General features: G+C 32.8%; 25 protein-coding genes, 3 pseudogenes and 1 riboswitch. Of the genes and pseudogenes, 25 read left to right on the top strand and 3 right to left on the bottom strand.

All coding sequences use genetic code 11. From position 1 onward, the window contains the following. Positions 1 to 74: 74 nt before the first annotated feature. The 6 genes from PL321_RS19400 (at position 75) to PL321_RS01875 (ending at position 2,118) form a co-directional block, all read left to right on the top strand. Complete coding sequence (locus tag PL321_RS19400) at positions 75 to 557, top strand: LD-carboxypeptidase (protein WP_337960924.1); 483 nt, start codon at positions 75 to 77, stop codon at positions 555 to 557. After that, positions 520 to 708: a hypothetical protein gene (locus PL321_RS19395; RefSeq protein ID WP_337960923.1), complete on the top strand. Its 189-nt coding sequence runs from the start codon at positions 520 to 522 to the stop codon at positions 706 to 708. Before PL321_RS19400 ends, PL321_RS19395 begins: the two co-directional genes overlap by 38 nt. Continuing rightward, positions 687 to 905 (top strand): hypothetical protein, encoded by a 219-nt coding sequence (locus PL321_RS19390; protein ID WP_337960922.1) that lies wholly within the window; start codon positions 687 to 689, stop codon positions 903 to 905. The genes PL321_RS19395 and PL321_RS19390 overlap by 22 nt, the downstream gene beginning before the upstream one ends. Before the next feature lie 11 nt (positions 906 to 916). Continuing rightward, complete coding sequence (locus PL321_RS19385; RefSeq protein WP_337961031.1) at positions 917 to 1,144, top strand: hypothetical protein; 228 nt, start codon at positions 917 to 919, stop codon at positions 1,142 to 1,144. Positions 1,145 to 1,390: 246 nt separating this feature from the next. Then, positions 1,391 to 1,654 carry a hypothetical protein gene (locus tag PL321_RS01880; RefSeq protein ID WP_273963269.1) on the top strand — a complete coding sequence of 88 codons (264 nt, stop codon included), beginning with the start codon at positions 1,391 to 1,393 and terminating at the stop codon, positions 1,652 to 1,654. Between the two features lie 29 nt (positions 1,655 to 1,683). After that, a complete protein-coding gene (locus PL321_RS01875; RefSeq protein ID WP_273963268.1) occupies positions 1,684 to 2,118 on the top strand; it encodes a hypothetical protein in 435 nt (144 codons plus the stop codon). A 6-nt stretch (positions 2,119 to 2,124) separates the two neighbouring features. On the opposite strand, the gene PL321_RS01870 is transcribed toward PL321_RS01875, so the two are convergent. From PL321_RS01870 to istA, 3 genes and pseudogenes are all read right to left on the bottom strand, one after another. Continuing rightward, a complete protein-coding gene (locus PL321_RS01870; RefSeq protein WP_273964339.1) occupies positions 2,125 to 2,595 on the bottom strand; it encodes an ATP-binding protein in 471 nt (156 codons plus the stop codon). Between the two features lie 55 nt (positions 2,596 to 2,650). Further along, on the bottom strand, positions 2,651 to 2,920 hold the full coding sequence (locus PL321_RS01865; protein WP_273962148.1) for a hypothetical protein: 270 nt from the start codon (positions 2,918 to 2,920) through the stop codon (positions 2,651 to 2,653). Between the two features lie 14 nt (positions 2,921 to 2,934). After that, positions 2,935 to 4,509: pseudogene (istA, locus tag PL321_RS20730) on the bottom strand (IS21 family transposase). A 556-nt stretch (positions 4,510 to 5,065) separates the two neighbouring features. Here istA and PL321_RS01845 point away from each other — a divergent pair. From PL321_RS01845 to PL321_RS01755, 19 genes and pseudogenes are all read left to right on the top strand, one after another. Continuing rightward, positions 5,066 to 5,302: a MarR family winged helix-turn-helix transcriptional regulator gene (locus tag PL321_RS01845; RefSeq protein ID WP_273963265.1), complete on the top strand. Its 237-nt coding sequence runs from the start codon at positions 5,066 to 5,068 to the stop codon at positions 5,300 to 5,302. A 22-nt stretch (positions 5,303 to 5,324) separates the two neighbouring features. After that, positions 5,325 to 7,052, top strand: coding sequence for an ABC transporter ATP-binding protein (locus PL321_RS01840; protein WP_273963264.1), 1,728 nt, complete (start codon positions 5,325 to 5,327; stop codon positions 7,050 to 7,052). Next, positions 7,049 to 7,432 carry a hypothetical protein gene (locus PL321_RS01835; protein WP_273963263.1) on the top strand — a complete coding sequence of 128 codons (384 nt, stop codon included), beginning with the start codon at positions 7,049 to 7,051 and terminating at the stop codon, positions 7,430 to 7,432. The genes PL321_RS01840 and PL321_RS01835 overlap by 4 nt, the downstream gene beginning before the upstream one ends. Positions 7,433 to 7,449: 17 nt before the next feature. Next, the gene (locus PL321_RS01830) at positions 7,450 to 7,896 is read left to right on the top strand and encodes a hypothetical protein (protein ID WP_273963262.1); all 447 of its coding nucleotides are present in this window, start codon (positions 7,450 to 7,452) and stop codon (positions 7,894 to 7,896) included. After that, positions 7,893 to 8,072: a hypothetical protein gene (locus tag PL321_RS01825; protein WP_273963261.1), complete on the top strand. Its 180-nt coding sequence runs from the start codon at positions 7,893 to 7,895 to the stop codon at positions 8,070 to 8,072. The genes PL321_RS01830 and PL321_RS01825 overlap by 4 nt, the downstream gene beginning before the upstream one ends. Then, positions 8,048 to 8,290 (top strand): hypothetical protein, encoded by a 243-nt coding sequence (locus PL321_RS01820; RefSeq protein ID WP_273963260.1) that lies wholly within the window; start codon positions 8,048 to 8,050, stop codon positions 8,288 to 8,290. The genes PL321_RS01825 and PL321_RS01820 overlap by 25 nt, the downstream gene beginning before the upstream one ends. A gap of 194 nt (positions 8,291 to 8,484) precedes the next feature. Then, positions 8,485 to 10,340: pseudogene (locus PL321_RS01815) on the top strand (ABC transporter ATP-binding protein). Between the two features lie 266 nt (positions 10,341 to 10,606). Beyond that, positions 10,607 to 10,708, top strand: a riboswitch (purine riboswitch). A 76-nt stretch (positions 10,709 to 10,784) separates the two neighbouring features. Then, positions 10,785 to 12,209: an NCS2 family permease gene (locus PL321_RS01810; protein ID WP_273963259.1), complete on the top strand. Its 1,425-nt coding sequence runs from the start codon at positions 10,785 to 10,787 to the stop codon at positions 12,207 to 12,209. Positions 12,210 to 12,335: 126 nt separating this feature from the next. After that, positions 12,336 to 12,974 (top strand): annotated as a pseudogene (purC, locus tag PL321_RS01805) (phosphoribosylaminoimidazolesuccinocarboxamide synthase). Next, the gene (purS, locus tag PL321_RS01800; protein ID WP_273963258.1) at positions 12,971 to 13,219 is read left to right on the top strand and encodes a phosphoribosylformylglycinamidine synthase subunit PurS; all 249 of its coding nucleotides are present in this window, start codon (positions 12,971 to 12,973) and stop codon (positions 13,217 to 13,219) included. Before purC ends, purS begins: the two are co-directional and overlap by 4 nt. Next, the gene (gene purQ, locus PL321_RS01795) at positions 13,216 to 13,782 is read left to right on the top strand and encodes a phosphoribosylformylglycinamidine synthase subunit PurQ (protein WP_337960921.1); all 567 of its coding nucleotides are present in this window, start codon (positions 13,216 to 13,218) and stop codon (positions 13,780 to 13,782) included. The genes purS and purQ overlap by 4 nt, the downstream gene beginning before the upstream one ends. 96 nt (positions 13,783 to 13,878) lie before the next feature. Continuing rightward, a complete protein-coding gene (locus PL321_RS01790; RefSeq protein WP_273963257.1) occupies positions 13,879 to 14,163 on the top strand; it encodes an NAD(P)-dependent oxidoreductase in 285 nt (94 codons plus the stop codon). Positions 14,164 to 14,273: 110 nt separating this feature from the next. Then, entirely contained in the window at positions 14,274 to 14,381 is a 108-nt protein-coding gene (locus PL321_RS01785) for an ATP-grasp domain-containing protein (RefSeq protein WP_273963256.1), read from the top strand. 156 nt (positions 14,382 to 14,537) lie between these two features. Further along, positions 14,538 to 14,987, top strand: a complete 450-nt coding sequence (locus PL321_RS01780; protein WP_337961030.1) for an ATP-grasp domain-containing protein — start codon at positions 14,538 to 14,540, stop codon at positions 14,985 to 14,987. 1 nt (position 14,988) lies between these two features. Next, on the top strand, positions 14,989 to 15,159 hold the full coding sequence (locus PL321_RS01775) for an AIR carboxylase family protein (protein WP_273963255.1): 171 nt from the start codon (positions 14,989 to 14,991) through the stop codon (positions 15,157 to 15,159). Then, positions 15,131 to 15,361, top strand: coding sequence for an AIR carboxylase family protein (locus PL321_RS01770; RefSeq protein ID WP_273963254.1), 231 nt, complete (start codon positions 15,131 to 15,133; stop codon positions 15,359 to 15,361). The genes PL321_RS01775 and PL321_RS01770 overlap by 29 nt, the downstream gene beginning before the upstream one ends. Then, the gene (locus PL321_RS01765; protein ID WP_273963253.1) at positions 15,352 to 15,480 is read left to right on the top strand and encodes a hypothetical protein; all 129 of its coding nucleotides are present in this window, start codon (positions 15,352 to 15,354) and stop codon (positions 15,478 to 15,480) included. The genes PL321_RS01770 and PL321_RS01765 overlap by 10 nt, the downstream gene beginning before the upstream one ends. Then, a complete protein-coding gene (locus tag PL321_RS01760) occupies positions 15,473 to 15,691 on the top strand; it encodes a hypothetical protein (RefSeq protein ID WP_273963252.1) in 219 nt (72 codons plus the stop codon). The genes PL321_RS01765 and PL321_RS01760 overlap by 8 nt, the downstream gene beginning before the upstream one ends. Next, positions 15,688 to 16,485, top strand: coding sequence for an AIR synthase-related protein (locus PL321_RS01755; RefSeq protein WP_337961029.1), 798 nt, complete (start codon positions 15,688 to 15,690; stop codon positions 16,483 to 16,485). Before PL321_RS01760 ends, PL321_RS01755 begins: the two co-directional genes overlap by 4 nt.

The raw sequence follows: 16,485 nt of genomic DNA, 5'->3' as shown, positions 1-16,485 counted from the left end.
TGCCAAAATATGGTTTATATGTTAATGTAAATTTAAGCATTAAAAGAATTTTTTAATAATTAGGGGGAATCAGTATGCTAAAACCAAAACCATTTAAAAAAGGCGATAAAGTAGCAATTGTAAGTCTATCAAGTGGTATATTAGGGGAAGATTTTTCAAAACATCAACTTGAGTTAGGAACAAAAAGATTAAAGGAGTTTGGTTTAGAACCTGTTTTTATGCCAAATTCTCTAAAAGGAATAGAGTATATTAAAAATCATCCAGAAGATAGAGCAAAGGACCTAAAGAGTGCCTTTTGTGATGAATCAATAAAGGGGATTATATGTGCAATAGGAGGAGATGATACCTATAAAACATTGCCTTATCTTTTAGAAGATAAAGAATTTATAGATGCTGTTAAAAATAATCCTAAAATATTTACAGGATTCTCAGATACAACAATTAACCATATGATGTTTTACAAGCTTGGTTTGGTAACCTTCTATGGACCAAGTTTTCTTACGGATATAGCTGAATTAGATGATGATATGCTTCCATATACTAAAAGGAATTTCTAAAGTTTTTGAAAGTAAAAATGAGTATAAAATAGAGTCAAGTGATGTTTGGTATGAAGAAAGAAAGGACTTTTCTAAAAATTCATTAGGAACAGGTAGAGTTAAACATACCGAAAAAGAGGATATGAAGTTTTGCAGGGAAAAGGAAAAGTAAGAGGCAAATTCTTAGGAGGTTGTCTTGAAAGCCTATGCGACATACTAACTGGTCATATCTTTGATGATGAAAAGGAGATATGCGAAAGATATGGAATATTCCCTTCCCTTGATGAATGGAAGGGTAAGATACTTTTCATTGAAACCTGTGAGGAAAACCCTCTCCACAGGAATTTGAAAAGGAGCTACTTACTTTAAAAAGTACAGGCATCTTTGAAGTCATTAGTGGTATTATTGTTGGAAAACCTCAGGACGAAGCGTATTATGAGGAATACAAAGAGATTCTTTGCAGAGTGATTGATAATAACAATTTGCCTATTTTGTTTAATGTAAACTTTGGTCACGCATATCCAAGATGTATAATACCTTATGGAATAGAGGCAGAGATAGACTTAGATAATAAAACTATAACTATAAAGGAAGCAATGTTAGTATAAGAGTATATTAAGTCTCAAATTTATATTTTTTTAATAATATGATGTATTTTGGTTTAAAATTTGGATTAACCAAAAATTAAATTTAGAAATATGAATATAATCTAAGAATTACAATATATATATGATAGTTGAAAATATTATATAAGTTTACATTTTTACTCTGTTATTTTGAACACTAAAAAGTACAAAACTTAATTTGTATAACTATTAAATGAGTGTTGTGTTATGTAATATAGGGGAGTTTTAATGCCGAAAAAGCTAAAAATTTTATTTATAGCTATTATATCACTAATATATGTGGGTATAATTCTATTTCTTCCTACATTTAATCTAAAAACAACTAAAATGATATCTAAACAAACTGATAAATTTATTTTTTATTATGAAAAGCAAGATGAAAAGGCAGTATTAGATATGGCAGAAATTTTGGAGAAAAAGTATGAAACAATTAATTCTGCTACTAAATTTAGTTCTACAAAAAAACAGAAGTATATGTCTATCCTAATTTAAACGTATTTCATACGAAAAAATATGGTTATTTGGGCAGAATTTTAGCTCCCAAGTGGTATGTTGGAGATAATATAAAGGATAAGGTTATTATTGTTTCACCTTTAAATCCTGGAACAGCCCATAATTATGAAAGTATTGTTGAGATTGTTGTACACGAATATGTTCATACATTAGTTTATCAGATAAATAGAAAAACTCCAAAATTTTTAAATGAAGGATTGGCTGGATATTTATCAGGAAACACTAAACCCAATTATCCCATAAGATATGTACCAGATATTAAAGATTTAAAAATCAGTAACCTGATTAAGTTTGGGAATAAAGGGCTTTATGCTGTTTCTTATACTTACATAGAATATCTTGATAAAAATTATGGTATGAATAAAGTTTGTATTTTATACATTATTTTAAAGCCAAATTATAAACGAAAAGCAGGCCATTTCTTTCCATTATATGGTATGTAATTTGCACTATTTTATCTTTTCTTTAAGCCATTCTTGAGTTTCTTTTAATCTATATGAATTACCATTCATATTAACTAAATATGATTTATGTGCCAATCTATCGGTCATAGCTGCTGTCATTACAGGGTCAATAAATACTTCGCCCCATCTATCAAAAGAAAGATTAGTTGTAACTATTGTAGATTTTCTTCCTGTCCGTAAGGACAGATTTGTAAACAATAGTTCTGCTCCTTCCTTATCTGAAGATATGTAACCAAATTCATCAAGTATTACAAGGTCATATTTTTCAAACTTATTTTGATACGCTCTTAATGTCCTATTAGACTTACATTCTTTTAATTTGTTTATGAAAATGGGAACCGTGTTAAAAAGTACTTTGTATCCCTCCATGCATGCTTTTATTCCAAGGCTAATCGCCAAATGTGTTTTACCTGTACCAGGATTACCTGATAGTATAACATTTTGCCCTTCTTTTATGAATTCTAGGCTCTCTAATAGTTTTAGTTTCTTTTGTGCATCTTCTGGTAGCTCTTCAACAACTAAATCTTCGAGATATTTTTATATGGAAATTCAACCATTCTAATTCTATTCTTTTAAGATTATCAAGCCTCCTATCATATTCACCTTGTAAAAGCTTATATAAAAATTCTTCATAACTCATATCATTTAAAGTAGCTTCTTTTAAAAGTTCATTAATTTTACTTTTTACAAATGTTAATTTGAGATAGTTAGTATATTCTAAAATTCCATTCATTAATAGTTTCTTATTTTTGTCCATATTATTTATATTTATTACCTCCATTTATATCCTTATTTTTAACTATTATATTCTGACAACATTTTAGAATATATATTAAGCATATCTTTTGAGTAGTCTATTATGTCATTTTGCTTTTGTTTAAAATATTCTCTATAAAATTCAATGTCATTACTTCTGTTGCAAATATATTTTATTTTATTTGTAGATATATCTGTAGGACAGATGTTTCTTAATATTTCAATACCTCTTTTACTTCATCTATTCCTATTTCTCCAACAAGTTGTATTAGTTCTATAAAGTCTTTTTCTCTTGATTTATAATAATTATCATATATTTCTTTAAGACTATTATCTGCTTGTTTTAAAGCAGTGCTGTTAATTAAAGCCGCAGGCTTTCTAAACAATGTCTTTAGATAATGTTCTATTTTTATTTCCCATTGATTGTTCCCTTGTCTTTTTATGTGTTCTGTTATTTTTTCTTTTCATAAAATACTACAATTTTACTTGAATATATTTTACATCTTACAATGCAATCCACATAAGCATCTGGTACTGAATAATGGCATGAATCAATTGATATTGTAGAATATTTGTCTACTCTTAAATCTTCAATCCTTGCTGTTTCATATATAGGCATTTTAGGTAATAAATATGCCCTCTCTTCTTCAAGCATTTGTAATGCAGTTCTATTATTATGGGATGCTTGTGGTAAGCTATTTAAGTTTGTACAAACTTGTTGAAGATAATCATTTGCTTCGTTCATTGAACTAAAATGATCTTTATTAGCAAAGGCTTTTCGCCTTACGAATTCTATACTTCTTTCTACATGCCCTTTTTCATTACCAGAATATATATTGCAAAATCTAAAATTAAACTTGTAGTAAAGAGATAACTTTAAAAGTGCCTCAGTAGGTTCTTTTTCATATCTACCGATAAATCTTTTAATTACAACTCTTGTATTATCATATACTACTGTTTTATATACTCCTTTTATACTTTCAAAGAACAGAGCATGTGCTTCAAGAAAACAATGTGTATCTTGCTTAGGAAATAGTCGTGCCCATCTAAAATTACCATAAGCAGATGTAAATACAGCCATTTGATATTCTCTTAAAACATCTCCTTCTGTATAAATTTTAACTGTTCCCCAATCAAATTCAACCACATCTCCTAAAGTATATTCCTGTCTTATATATGCCTCCTTTTCCTTTCTTTCTATTTTAGAAACTGCTTGTGCTACGCTGGGATAACTTATATTAAACCCTTCATTTATCAAAGCTTCATGTATATCCTTTTTCTTTTTTGCTGTTTCGATAAGCCATTTAATCGTTTGTTTTCATTTTCTTTTAAGTAAAATTTTATTCTGTCGATAACTTCATCGGTTAATACTCTTTTCTGTCTCTTCCCTGTTTTATACTTAGGAGTCTTAACAATTTCATCAATCAAATCAACCTTAATTAATTCATCACCTTCTTTAATACTTCCTAGTTCTACGAGGTTTTTCTCATATTCATTAATATATTTTCTGATAGTTTCCCTTGAAATACCTGTCTCTCTACTTATCTGTCTTTGGGACTTACCATTTCTAATATATTCTAGAATAATTTCTTGTTTATCCTTCAACTTTATCACCTTCAACACTTCCTCTTATGTTATTATGTTATCCTTTCCATAAGAGAAAGTATCTATTCTAGGTGGCCTAATTTTCAATTATATTTTTGGCCTAGTATTAGTTTATACTAAACAAAGTTATAGATTTAATTAAAAATCCTTCAGGTTATAGAGAGATATTTGGAGTATCTGAAGAAGAATTATATAATAACTGGGTACAATATGTTAAAGATAAATACAAATAATTTACTGGCAGTCTAATTCTTTATGACTGCCAGTTATATTTTTCTTGACAGTTAGACGTCTAAGTATTATTATAAAAATAGTTAGACGTCTAAATTAATTTTAAATACAAAGGTGAAAGGGGAATTAAAATGGACTTTTGTAATATTGAAGGATTATATCAATCCTTTATAAAGGTCATTAAGGTACATCACCAGTATTTACATCTTATATTAGAAAAGCTGGATTTGTATCCTGGGCAACCTCCATTACTTTTTACTTTGTACAAAAATGATGGGCAGAGCCAAAGGAAATTGCCGACAAACTTCACATAAAGCCTGCAACTATTACTGTAATGTTAAATAGAATGGAAAAGGCAGGTTTAGTTACAAGAAGACAGGATGAAATAGATCAGAGAATATCAAGGGTATATTTAACAGAAAAGGGAAGTCAAATGTGTGAAGAGTTAAAGAAGGTTATGGCCGACTTAAATGATAAATGTTTTGGCAATTTTACAGAGGAAGAAAAGGAAGTCTTTAAAATCCTTTTAGAAAAGATGGCAGAGAACATAGAAAAAGCAAAGAATAAATAATAATGTTAGGAGATGATAGGCTGTGCTAAGACTATATAAGTTCTTAAAACCATATACCTTAATGATTTTAGGCGTATTTTTCTTTGTTACCTTACAATCCTTAGGGGACTTGTATCTTCCAACCCTAATGTCAAACATAATAAACGAGGGAGTTATGAAGGGAGATACAAAAAGAATTCTTGAAATTGGAGCATTAATGCTTTTAGTTGCAGGTATTGGAGTTATTTGCTCAGTAATAGCAAGCTTTTTATCTGCAAAGGTTGCTGCAAATTTAGGTACGATATTAAGAAGTAAAATTTTCAAAAGAGTAGAAAGTTACTCGCTAAATGAATTTGATAAATTTGGAACAGCTACTTTAATTACAAGAACAACAAATGATATTACACAAATTCAAACAGTTACTATAATGATAATGCGTATGATGATTAGTGCACCTATTATGGCGGTAGGAGGTCTTATTTTAGCCTTAAGAAAAGACAGACCCCTTACACTTGTTCTTGCAGTTGCAATTCCAATATTAGCATTGGTTGTTGCAATTATAGCATCGAAGGTTATACCGCTATTTAAACTTGTTCAATTAAAGATAGATAAAATAAATCTTGTACTTCGTGAAAAGCTTACAGGTATAAGGGTAATAAGGGCCTTTAATACAGTTGAGCTTGAAAGAAAAAGATTTGATGATGCAAATGTAGACCTTACAGAAACCTATATTAAAGTAAACAGAATAATGGCCTTTATGATGCCATCCATTATGCTTGTAATGAACTTTACATCCCTTGCGATACTTTGGTTTGGTGGAATACGTATAAGTAAAGGAAGTATGGACTTAGGTGCCCTTGCAGCCTTTACTCAATATGCAATGCAAATTATGTTTTCAATGCTTATGCTTGCAATGATGTTTATAATGGTTCCACGTGCACAAGCAGCAGCAACCCGTATTAATGAAGTTTTAGATACAATGCCTCAGATAAAGGATGCACCAAAAACAGTAGATGCCTTCACAAGCAGGGGATATTTAGAGTTTAAAGATGTAACCTTCAGCTATGAAGGTGCTGAGGAACCAGCAATTAAGAATATTTCTTTTTCAGCAAAACCAGGCGAAGTAACAGCAATAATAGGAAGTACAGGTGCTGGTAAATCCACATTAGTAAATCTTATACCAAGATTTTACGATGTAGATAGTGGAAGTATTCTAATAGATGGTGTAGATATAAGAGAGATGAGCCAGGAGACATTAAGAAAGAAAATAGGATTAGTTCCACAAAAGGCAATTTTGTTCTCAGGAACAATTGCAGATAACATAAGATTCGGTAAAGAGGATGCAACGGATGAAGAAATAAGGCACGCTGCTGAGGTTGCACAGGCACTTGAGTTTATAGAAAATATGGATGGTGGATTTGATCACGAAATTTCACAGGGTGGTACAAATGTTTCAGGTGGCCAAAAACAGCGTCTTTCAATTGCACGTGCACTTGTTAGAAAACCTGAGATATACATCTTTGATGACAGCTTTTCAGCACTTGACTTTAAGACAGATGCAAAGTTAAGAGCAGCACTTAAAAAGGAAACAAAGGATTCAACTGTAATTATAGTTGCTCAAAGAGTTGCAACTATAATGGATGCAGATAGAATAATTGTTTTAGATGAAGGTAGAATTGTAGGAATGGGAACCCATAGAGAACTTTTAGAAAAGTGTGATGTATATAGAGAAATTGTTTCATCACAGCTTTCAGAGGAGGAAATAGTATGAGTCAAGATAGAAGAATGAATAGACCTATGGGAAGAGGCGGTGGCCCAATGGGTGGACTTGGAAGGCCTGTAGAAAAACCAAAGGATTTTAAGGGAACCTTTAAAAGGCTCTTGGGCTACTTAAAACCCCATAGATTGAATTTAATAATAGTTCTTATATTTGCCATTGCAAGCACAACCTTTACAATTGTTACTCCTAAAATATCAAGTAAGGCATTAAATAAATTACAGGATGCATATATGGCCCGAAAGATGCTGAGTGAAATGGCAAAAGGTCAAAACGAAGCTGTAAACCAATTGAATCAAAGGATGGGGGACGTTCAAGGAGAGGTTGTAGATAAAATTGTTGACCAAATGGCAGAAGGTCAAAAAAGGCAGTAGAAGAGATAACTAATAATATGGCAACTGCACAGGAAAAGGCAGTAGATGAAATGTATAAGGGGATTGCCCTTCAACTATACCAAGGAGTTTTAAATGGACAAAAGGGTGCTGTTGATAATATAACTTCACAAATGGCAAAGGTTCAAAGGAATTTAGTTTTAAATATGCAGCAGCAAATGAGCGGTATGCAGCAAATTCCGCAGGGTGGACAGATGCCGCCAATGGATCCTAAAATGCTTGAGGCTATGCAAAAACTTATGAAGCTTCCAATGATTGATTCAATAGCTGACAGACAAAAGAAGATTGAGATAACAATTGAATTTATAGACATACTTGAAAATATGCCATCAAGCAATGGAATGGATGCTAAAACTCTTGCTCAAACAAAGGAAATATTGACTCTTCCATTACTTGATACTGTTAAGAATCCATACGAGAAGATAAATATTATAAAAAGTTTATGAGTCTTTCAAAGAGTATGCCATCAAATGGACAAGGAATGTCAATGCAGCTTGATGAAAAGACATTAAATAAAGCATTATCAAAAATTCCTGAGATTAAGAATTTAAATACAAATACAAGCACTACAGCATCAAATAAGATGGACAAAAGGCAATGGATGCAGCTCAAAAACTGCTAAAACTCCCACTTATAAAAGATATAAAGGATCCTGTAGAGAAGAAAAAGACTTTAATAGAACTAATTGATATATTCCAAAGTATGCCTAATGCATCTGGGGCAAGTGCTCAGGGAAATATCAGTGTTTTAGATTTTAATACTATAAAGGAACTACTAAATTTGCCTGATATAAGTAGTATAGAAGATTCTCAAAGTAAAAGGAAATTACTATTAAGCTAATTGACATATTTACAAAGATGCCAAATATGAATAGTGATGCTCAAAATCAAAAGTCAAATGAGATGATGGATGCTGAACAGCTAAAAAATGTAAAAGAATTACTTGAATTGCCTATGCTTAATACAATAGAAAACCAAAATGAAAAGGAAAGAGTTTTAAACAAAATGCTTGACATATTTGGCAAAATGCCAGATATGAATAAAGAAGGCACAGACTCCAATAATAAGTTTGACACAAAGAGTCTAAAGGCTGTTCAGGAGTTTTTAGCTTTACCAAAATTAGGTTCCCTTACAAATGCGGATGAAAAGGCTGATGTAGCAAAGAAGATTTTAGATTTAAGCAAACAAATGCAAGGTACAATGGACAATGCACCGAAGAATCCCAAGGAAAATATTCAGTTTACAGATGAACAAATAAATGCAGTAATAACTGCAATAAGGGAAACAAATGGAGAGTACGACTTTAAATACATTGGTAAAATAGCATTAATTCTTATAGCACTATATATAATAAGTGCCCTATTTAGCTTAACTATGGGTCTTGTTATGTCAGGTGTTGCACAAAAACAGTAAGAGATTTAAGAAGAGAAGTTGATGATAAGCTTGCAAGACTACCCCTTAAGTATTTTGATACACATTTACACGGGGATATACTAAGCCGTATTACCAATGACGTTGATACAATTGCAACAACACTACAACAGAGCTTAACTCAGATGATTACGTCAGTTATAACTATAATTGGCTACATTATTATGATGCTTACGATAAGCCCAACACTGACACTGATAGTTTTAGCTACTATGCCTCTTTATGTTATAGCAACTACCCTTATTGCAAAGAAGTCTCAAAAGTATTTTGCAATGCAACAAAAGGAGCTTGGAGATTTAAGTGGACACGTTGAGGAGATGTATACAGGCCACAAAATAGTAAAGGCCTTTGGACGTGAAAAGGATGCAATAGAACACTTTGAGGCTGTAAATAACAGACTAAGAGAGGCAGGATGGAGAGCCCAATTTATATCTGGTATTATGTTCCCACTTATGAACTTTATAAGCAACTTAGGTTATGTGGGAATAAGTATAGTAGGTGGAATTTGGATTACTAAGAGCCGTCTTGGTATAGGTGATATTATAGCCTTTATACAGTATTCAAGATCCTTTACAATGCCTATTGTTCAAACTGCAAATATAGCAAATGTTATACAATCAACAATTGCCTGTGCTGAACGTGTATTCCAAATATTGGATGAAGAAGAGGAAATACCAGATAGCAAGGATGCTGTAGTAATAGATGAACCTAAGGGTGAAGTTAAGTTTGAAAATGTAAGCTTTAGATATAAAGAAGATGTGCCTCTAATAGAAGATTTGAATTTAGAGGTAAAGCCTGGTCATACTATTGCAATAGTTGGTCCAACAGGTGCAGGAAAAACTACATTAGTTAACTTACTTATGAGATTCTATGAAATTAATTCAGGTAAAATAACAATAGACGGAGTTGATATAAGGGACATTAAACGTAGTGAATTAAGAAAAATGTTTGGTATGGTTCTTCAGGATACTTGGTTGTTTAATGGAACAATAAAGGATAATATAGCCTATGGAAAAGAAGGAGCAACAATGGAAGAGATAATAAACGCAGCAAAGGCAGCCCACGCAGACCATTTTATAAGGACTCTTCCACAGGGATATGATACAGTAATAAATGAAGAAGCAACCAATATTTCGCAGGGACAAAAACAGCTTTTAACAATAGCACGTGCAATACTTCACGATCCAAAGATTCTGATTCTTGATGAGGCAACAAGCAGCGTAGATACAAGAACTGAAGTATTAATTCAAAGGGCAATGTCAAATCTTATGAAGGGGAGAACAAGCTTTGTAATAGCCCACAGACTTTCAACAATACGTGATGCTGAGCTTATAATTGTTATGAATAAAGGAAGAATTATCGAAATGGGGAACCATAAGGAGCTGCTTGCAAAGGGTGGTTTCTACGCAGACCTTTACAACAGCCAATTTGCAAATGAAAATCAAGAGGATGCAGTATAAATTAAGGCAGCTATGTACTTTGCATAGCTGCCTTTAAATTTTTGTTGATTTTGTAACTGTTTTGTGCTAAAATCATAAAAATAATTTTTTAGGTAAGCTATATAAAAGTTTCTTATAAGAAAATTGTCTTCAATTGCAGTTAGTATTGTTCGTATTATAACGAATAATAAATTTAAAATAACATAATTAACTTATTTTATAGCGAATAATTAAGTAAATAAAACAAAAATATATTGACTGTACCGAATAATGGTGTTAATATAATAGTGTAAATTAAATAAGTCACTCATATAATTCCGATAATATGGTTCGGAAGTCTCTACCGGGGGACCGTAAATTCCCCGACTATGAGTGAGTCGGGCATTGCTATGTTTATTAGCATTTATATCACCCTGACTTACTCATGGTAAGTCAGGGTGATAATTTTTAAGGGAGGTTTTGATTATGGATATAACACAAAGAAGAGAAGAAAATGTATCTTTACTTGAAAGGCTTTTTAAGCTTTCAGAAAACAACACAACAGTTAAAACAGAAATCATAGCTGGTATTACAACATTTATTACAATGGCCTACATTATATTTGTAAATCCAAGTATATTAAAGTTTGCAGGTATGAACAGCCAAAACGCATTAGGCGACGCAGCAGCAAGCCTTAATGCAATAAACGATCCTGTTGTTGCTTCAGTTTTTGCAGCAACTTGTATATCAGCAGCAATAGGTACCTTCATAATGGCTCTTTATGCAAATGTTCCCTTTGCTCAAGCACCAGGTATGGGACTTAATGCATTCTTTACCTTCAGCGTTTGTTTAACATTAGGCTATACTTGGCAACAAGCCCTTGCAGCAGTTTTTATATCAGGTCTTTTATTCATATTAATGACAGTTACTTCTCTAAGAGAAAAGATTGTTGATGCAATTCCACAAAACTTAAAGCTTGCAATTTCAGGTGGTATAGGACTTTTTATAGCACTAATTGGTTTAAAAAGTGGAAGTATAATAGTAGATAATCCAGCAACACTTGTTGGCTTTGGAAGTTTTACAGATAAGAGAGCACTTTTAACTTTAATAGGTATTATAATTACAGGAATATTAATGTCAAGAAATGTTAAAGGTTCAATACTAATTGGAATTATAGCTACAACTATCATTGGAATTCCTATGGGAATAACAAACATAGAAGGTGTTAAGTTAATTTCTGCTCCTCCTTCAGTTGCACCAACATTTATGAAGATGGATTTTAAGGGACTTTTAGGCTTAGGTCAAGCAGGAGTAGTTGGTGCCTTAATGAGCGTTATTATGGTTGTTATATCCTTCAGTTTAGTTGATATGTTTGATACAATTGGAACACTTGTTGGTACTGCACAAAAGGCAAATCTTCTTGATGAAAATGGAAAGATGAAGAATATGAACAGAGCACTTCTTGCAGATGCAATTGCAACAACTTGTGGTGCAATGCTTGGTACAAGTACAGTTACAACATACGTAGAATCAACTGCAGGTATCTCAGAAGGTGGAAAAACAGGTTTAACAGCCTTTACAACAGGAGTAATGTTCCTACTTGCTATGTTCTTTACAGGTCTTGTTGGAATAGTTCCAGCAGAGGCAACAGCTCCAGCACTTGTTATTGTTGGTGCCTTAATGATGGGTGCCATAACTAAGATAAATTTTGACGACTTTACAGAAGCACTCCCAGCATTCTTTACAATAGCTATTATGCCATTTAGCTACAGTATAGCAAATGGTATAGCAGCAGGTATGATATTCTATCCAATCGTTAAAATAGTTACAGGCAAGTCTAAAGAAGTAAATCCTGCCGTTTATGTACTTGCAGTTCTCTTCATAATAAGATTTGCACTTCTCCCTCATTAATTAATAAGTCCAGAGCAAAATGCTCTGGACTTCAATTTCAAATATAAGGGGTGTTAATATGGAAAAGTTAAATATGCTCTATGAAGGAAAGGCAAAAAAGTTTTTGAAACTAATGAGTTTGATAAATTGATTGTCTACTATAAAGATGATGCAACAGCCTTTAATGGGTTAAAAAGGATGTAATAATAGATAAAGGCATATTGAATAATAGCATATCTTCAATTATCTTTGAAAAACTTGAAAAGAATAATATAAAGACCCACTTCATTGAAAAAATATCCCAAAGAGAACAGCTTGTCAAAAAGTTAATATAGTTCCCCTTGAAGTTATTGTGAGAAACTATGCAGCAGGAAGTATTGTAAAAAGATTAGGTTTAACTGAAGGACAAAAATTTAAAGAGCCAGTTCTTGAAATCTCATATAAAAACGATTCTTTAGGAGACCCACTTATAAATGATTTTCACGCATACGCATTAGGTTTAGTTGAAAAAAGGAGCTTAGCTATATATACGATACAGCACTTAAAATTAACAGTGTATTAACTAAGTTGTTTAATGAAATAGGAATAATATTAGTTGATTTTAAGCTTGAGTTTGGAAGGTATAATGGAGAGATTTTACTTGCAGACGAGATATCTCCAGACACCTGCAGACTTTGGGATAAAGAAACATTATATAAATACGATAAGGATAGATTTAGACAGGATTTGGGAAATGTAGTAGAAGGGTATAGAGAAATTTTAAAAAGATTGGAGGAATCAATATGATTAAGGCCTATATAGATGTAACACTTAAAAAGAGTATACTTGACCCTCAAGGTACAGCAGTTAAAAAGGGACTTGAAAAGCTTGGGTTTTATGCAGAGGATGTTAGAATAGGCAAGCATATTGAGGTTTTATTAAAGGAGGATAAAATAGAGGCAGCTCGTGAGAAGATAGATGAAATGTGCAGAAGACTTCTTGTAAACTTTGAAGTTGAGACCTATTCTGTAAGGTTTGAGGTGATAGAATGAAGGCAGGGGTTATTGTTTTTCCAGGTTCAAACTGTGATATAGACGCCTATAAGGTTTTAGAAAAACTTGATGTAGAGGTAGAATATATATGGCACGATGAAAAAATAGAAAATGTAGATTTGATACTTCTTCCAGGTGGTTTTTCCTATGGCGATTATTTAAGGTGTGGTGCGATTGCAAGATTTGCAAAGGCACTTGAGAATATAAATGACCACATTGAAAAGGGAAAGCTTGTTTTAGGAATATGCAACGGATTTCAAATTTTAACAGAACTTAAGGCACTTCCAGGAGCACTTCTTAGAAATAAAAATCTTAACTTCATATGTAGTGACTGTAATTTAATAGTAGAAAATAATTCAACTCCTTTTACAAATCTTTTTACAAAGGGTGAGGTTGTAAATTTCCCTATAGCCCACGGAGAAGGCAACTATTATATAGATGAAGAGGGATTAGATGAACTTATAAAAAATAATCAAATAGTATTTAGATATCAAAACAATCCAAATGGTTCAGTTTATGATATTGCAGGTATTGTAAACAAAAAGGAAATGTACTTGGTATGATGCCTCATCCAGAAAGGGCACAGGATAAACTACTTGGTTGTGAAGATGGTCTTAAGTTTTTTAATTCAATAATTGCCTACTTTAAGGAGGCATAGTATGAAAAGGATTGGAATAGTAGGTGGTGGACAGCTTGGAAGGATGTTGTCCTTTGAGGCAAAAAGGATGGGGTTTGAGGTAATTATATTAGATCCAAATCCAAATTCACCAGCAGGACAGGTATCGGATGTCCAAATTGTTGCAGATTATGATGACTTAGATAAGATAGATCAATTTATTAATTTATGCGATGTTGTAACCTATGAATTTGAACATATTTCAGTAGAGTTCTTAAGGGAGATAGAAAAAGGGGTAGAGAGGTCATACCTTCTTCTAATACATTAGAGATTATTCAAAATAAACTTAGACAGAAACTTTATTTAAAGGAAAAGGGTTTTAATATACCCAAAATTTATATAAGGGATGATATGGACAAAATAGATTGTTTTCCCTGTATGCTTAAATTTTCAAAGGGAGGATATGACGGAAAGGGGAACATATTAATTAATAGTTCTTCTCATCTTAGGGAAGTAGTTTCAAACCTTGAGGATGAATTTTTATAGAAGAACTTATTGACTTTGAAAAGGAAGTATCAGTTCTTGTTGCAAAAATAAAAGCGGTGAAATTAAGCACTTCTCACCAGTTGAAAATATCCACAAAGACAGCATACTTCATTTAAGCATATCGCCCGCAAGGATAGATAAAAAGTAGAGGATAAGATATATGAAATTGCAGATAAGTTTATAGAGGTAGTAGGTGACTTTGGAATATACTGCATAGAGATGTTTTTAGATAAAGAAGGCAACATATATATAAATGAAATAGCACCTCGTCCCCACAATTCAGGGCATCATACAATCGAGTCCTGCATTACAAGTCAATTTGAACAGCACATAAGAAGTATTTTAGATCTTCCACTTGGAAGTACAAAGCAAATTTCAAAGGCGGTTATGAGAAATATATTAGGAGATAAAGATATAGAGGGAGTCTATAGGCTTAAAGACATAGAAGAACTTTTAAGGCTTGAGGGACTTTATCTTCATTTATACGGCAAAGCAGAAGTTAAAAAGGGAAGGAAAATGGGACATATCACATATATTTGCAGTGACTTAGATGAAGGTATAAAAAGAGTTTCTAATATGAAGTTTGAGTTTTTAGGAGGATGTTAATATGGCATCTGTTGCAATAATAATGGGAAGTATTTCAGATTATGAGACTATGAAGGGAGCAGAAAAGATCTTAAAGGAATTTAATGTTGACTATAGAAATAGATGTAGTTTCTGCCCACAGGACTCAGATAAGATGTATGAGTTTGCAAAGGGGCAAGAGAAAGAGGAATAAAGGTAATAATAGCAGGGGCAGGGGAGCGGCACATCTTCCAGGGATGGTTGCATCCCTAACTACGCTTCCTGTAATTGGTGTTCCTGTTGTATCAAAACTTAAGGGTATAGATTCTCTTCTTTCAATAGTTCAAATGCCAAAGGGAATACCTGTTGCAACCGTTGCAGTAGGGGAGCTGAAAATGCAGCCCTTTTGGCCTTAAGGATGCTTTCTGTGTATGATGAAAAGATAGCAGAAGGACTATTAAGATACAAACAAGGATTGGAAAAGGAAGTTTATGGTATGAGCCAAAAACTTAAGGAGGTTAAAGAAAATGAATAGATATGAAAAGGTGGGGCTAACACAGGAAGAATACAAAAGGATAGTTGAAGGCTTAAATAGAGAACCAAATGATTTAGAACTTTCAATGTTTGGAGTATTGTGGTCAGAACACTGCAGCTATAAAAACTCAAGGGCACTACTTAGATTGTTTAATACAAAGGGTGAAAGGGTACTTCAGGGGCCAGGGAAAATGCTGGTGCTGTTGATATAGGTGATGACTTAGCAGTTGTTTTTAAAATTGAAAGTCACAATCACCCCTCTGCCCTTGAACCATATCAGGGGGCGGCAACAGGAGTTGGAGGTATATTAAGGGATATATTTACAATGGGTGCAAGACCAATAGCTAACTTAAACTCCATAAGGTTTGGACATTTAAAGGATGAAAAAAATAAAAGGCTTTTAAAGGGTGTAGTTAACGGAATTGGTAATTATGGTAACTCAGTTGGAATTCCAACAGTTGCAGGTGAGACAGTATTTGAGGAATGCTATAGCGACAATCCTCTTGTTAACGCAATGAGTGTAGGGATTATAAAGAAGGATAAGCTAAAGAGGGCAATAGCACAAGGGGTTGGTAACAGTGTTATTTTAGTTGGCCATACAACAGGACGTGACGGAATAGGTGGTGCAAGTTTTGCCTCCTGCAATTTAACAGAAGAATCTGAAGCTATGCGTTCTGCTGTTCAAGTTGGAGACCCCTTTATGGAAAAACTCCTACTTGAAGCTTGTCTTGAACTTATGGATAAAGACTATGTAGTTGCTGTACAGGATTTAGGAGCGGCTGGTTTAACCTCCTCAAGCTGTGAGATGGCACTAAGAGGTGGATGTGGAATTAAGATAGATGTTTCAAGGGTTGTAACAAGGGAAGAAAATATGATTCCAGAGGAGATTATGATTTCAGAATCTCAAGAGAGAATGCTCTTTGTAGTAAAAAGGGATGCGAAGAAGAAATACTTAAGGTATTTAAAAATGGAATCTAAATGCATCGGTAATAGGAGAGATTACTGA

It is taken from the genome of Caloramator sp. mosi_1, from assembly GCF_028622835.1.
Classification (GTDB): Bacteria; Bacillota; Clostridia; order Clostridiales; family Caloramatoraceae; genus Thermobrachium.
This window is presented reverse-complemented; position numbering and strand designations above follow the sequence as displayed.

Excerpts from the sequence above, each read along its gene's own strand:
- PL321_RS01835 (WP_273963263.1), top strand. The coding sequence starts at position 7,049 with ATGAGTCAAGATAGAAGAATGAATAGACCTATGGGAAGAGGCGGTGGC.
- purQ (WP_337960921.1), top strand. The coding sequence starts at position 13,216 with ATGAAGGCAGGGGTTATTGTTTTTCCAGGTTCAAACTGTGATATAGAC.
- PL321_RS01845 (WP_273963265.1), top strand. The coding sequence starts at position 5,066 with ATGTTAAATAGAATGGAAAAGGCAGGTTTAGTTACAAGAAGACAGGAT.
- PL321_RS19400 (WP_337960924.1), top strand. The coding sequence starts at position 75 with ATGCTAAAACCAAAACCATTTAAAAAAGGCGATAAAGTAGCAATTGTA.
- PL321_RS01825 (WP_273963261.1), top strand. The coding sequence starts at position 7,893 with ATGAGTCTTTCAAAGAGTATGCCATCAAATGGACAAGGAATGTCAATG.
- PL321_RS01820 (WP_273963260.1), top strand. The coding sequence starts at position 8,048 with ATGGATGCAGCTCAAAAACTGCTAAAACTCCCACTTATAAAAGATATA.
- PL321_RS01785 (WP_273963256.1), top strand. The coding sequence starts at position 14,274 with ATGCTTAAATTTTCAAAGGGAGGATATGACGGAAAGGGGAACATATTA.
- PL321_RS01830 (WP_273963262.1), top strand. The coding sequence starts at position 7,450 with ATGGCAACTGCACAGGAAAAGGCAGTAGATGAAATGTATAAGGGGATT.
- PL321_RS01810 (WP_273963259.1), top strand. The coding sequence starts at position 10,785 with ATGGATATAACACAAAGAAGAGAAGAAAATGTATCTTTACTTGAAAGG.
- PL321_RS01775 (WP_273963255.1), top strand. The coding sequence starts at position 14,989 with ATGGCATCTGTTGCAATAATAATGGGAAGTATTTCAGATTATGAGACT.
- PL321_RS01790 (WP_273963257.1), top strand. The coding sequence starts at position 13,879 with ATGAAAAGGATTGGAATAGTAGGTGGTGGACAGCTTGGAAGGATGTTG.
- PL321_RS01865 (WP_273962148.1), bottom strand. The coding sequence starts at position 2,920 with ATGGAGGTAATAAATATAAATAATATGGACAAAAATAAGAAACTATTA.
- PL321_RS01760 (WP_273963252.1), top strand. The coding sequence starts at position 15,473 with ATGAATAGATATGAAAAGGTGGGGCTAACACAGGAAGAATACAAAAGG.
- purS (WP_273963258.1), top strand. The coding sequence starts at position 12,971 with ATGATTAAGGCCTATATAGATGTAACACTTAAAAAGAGTATACTTGAC.
- PL321_RS19395 (WP_337960923.1), top strand. The coding sequence starts at position 520 with ATGATGATATGCTTCCATATACTAAAAGGAATTTCTAAAGTTTTTGAA.
- PL321_RS01880 (WP_273963269.1), top strand. The coding sequence starts at position 1,391 with ATGCCGAAAAAGCTAAAAATTTTATTTATAGCTATTATATCACTAATA.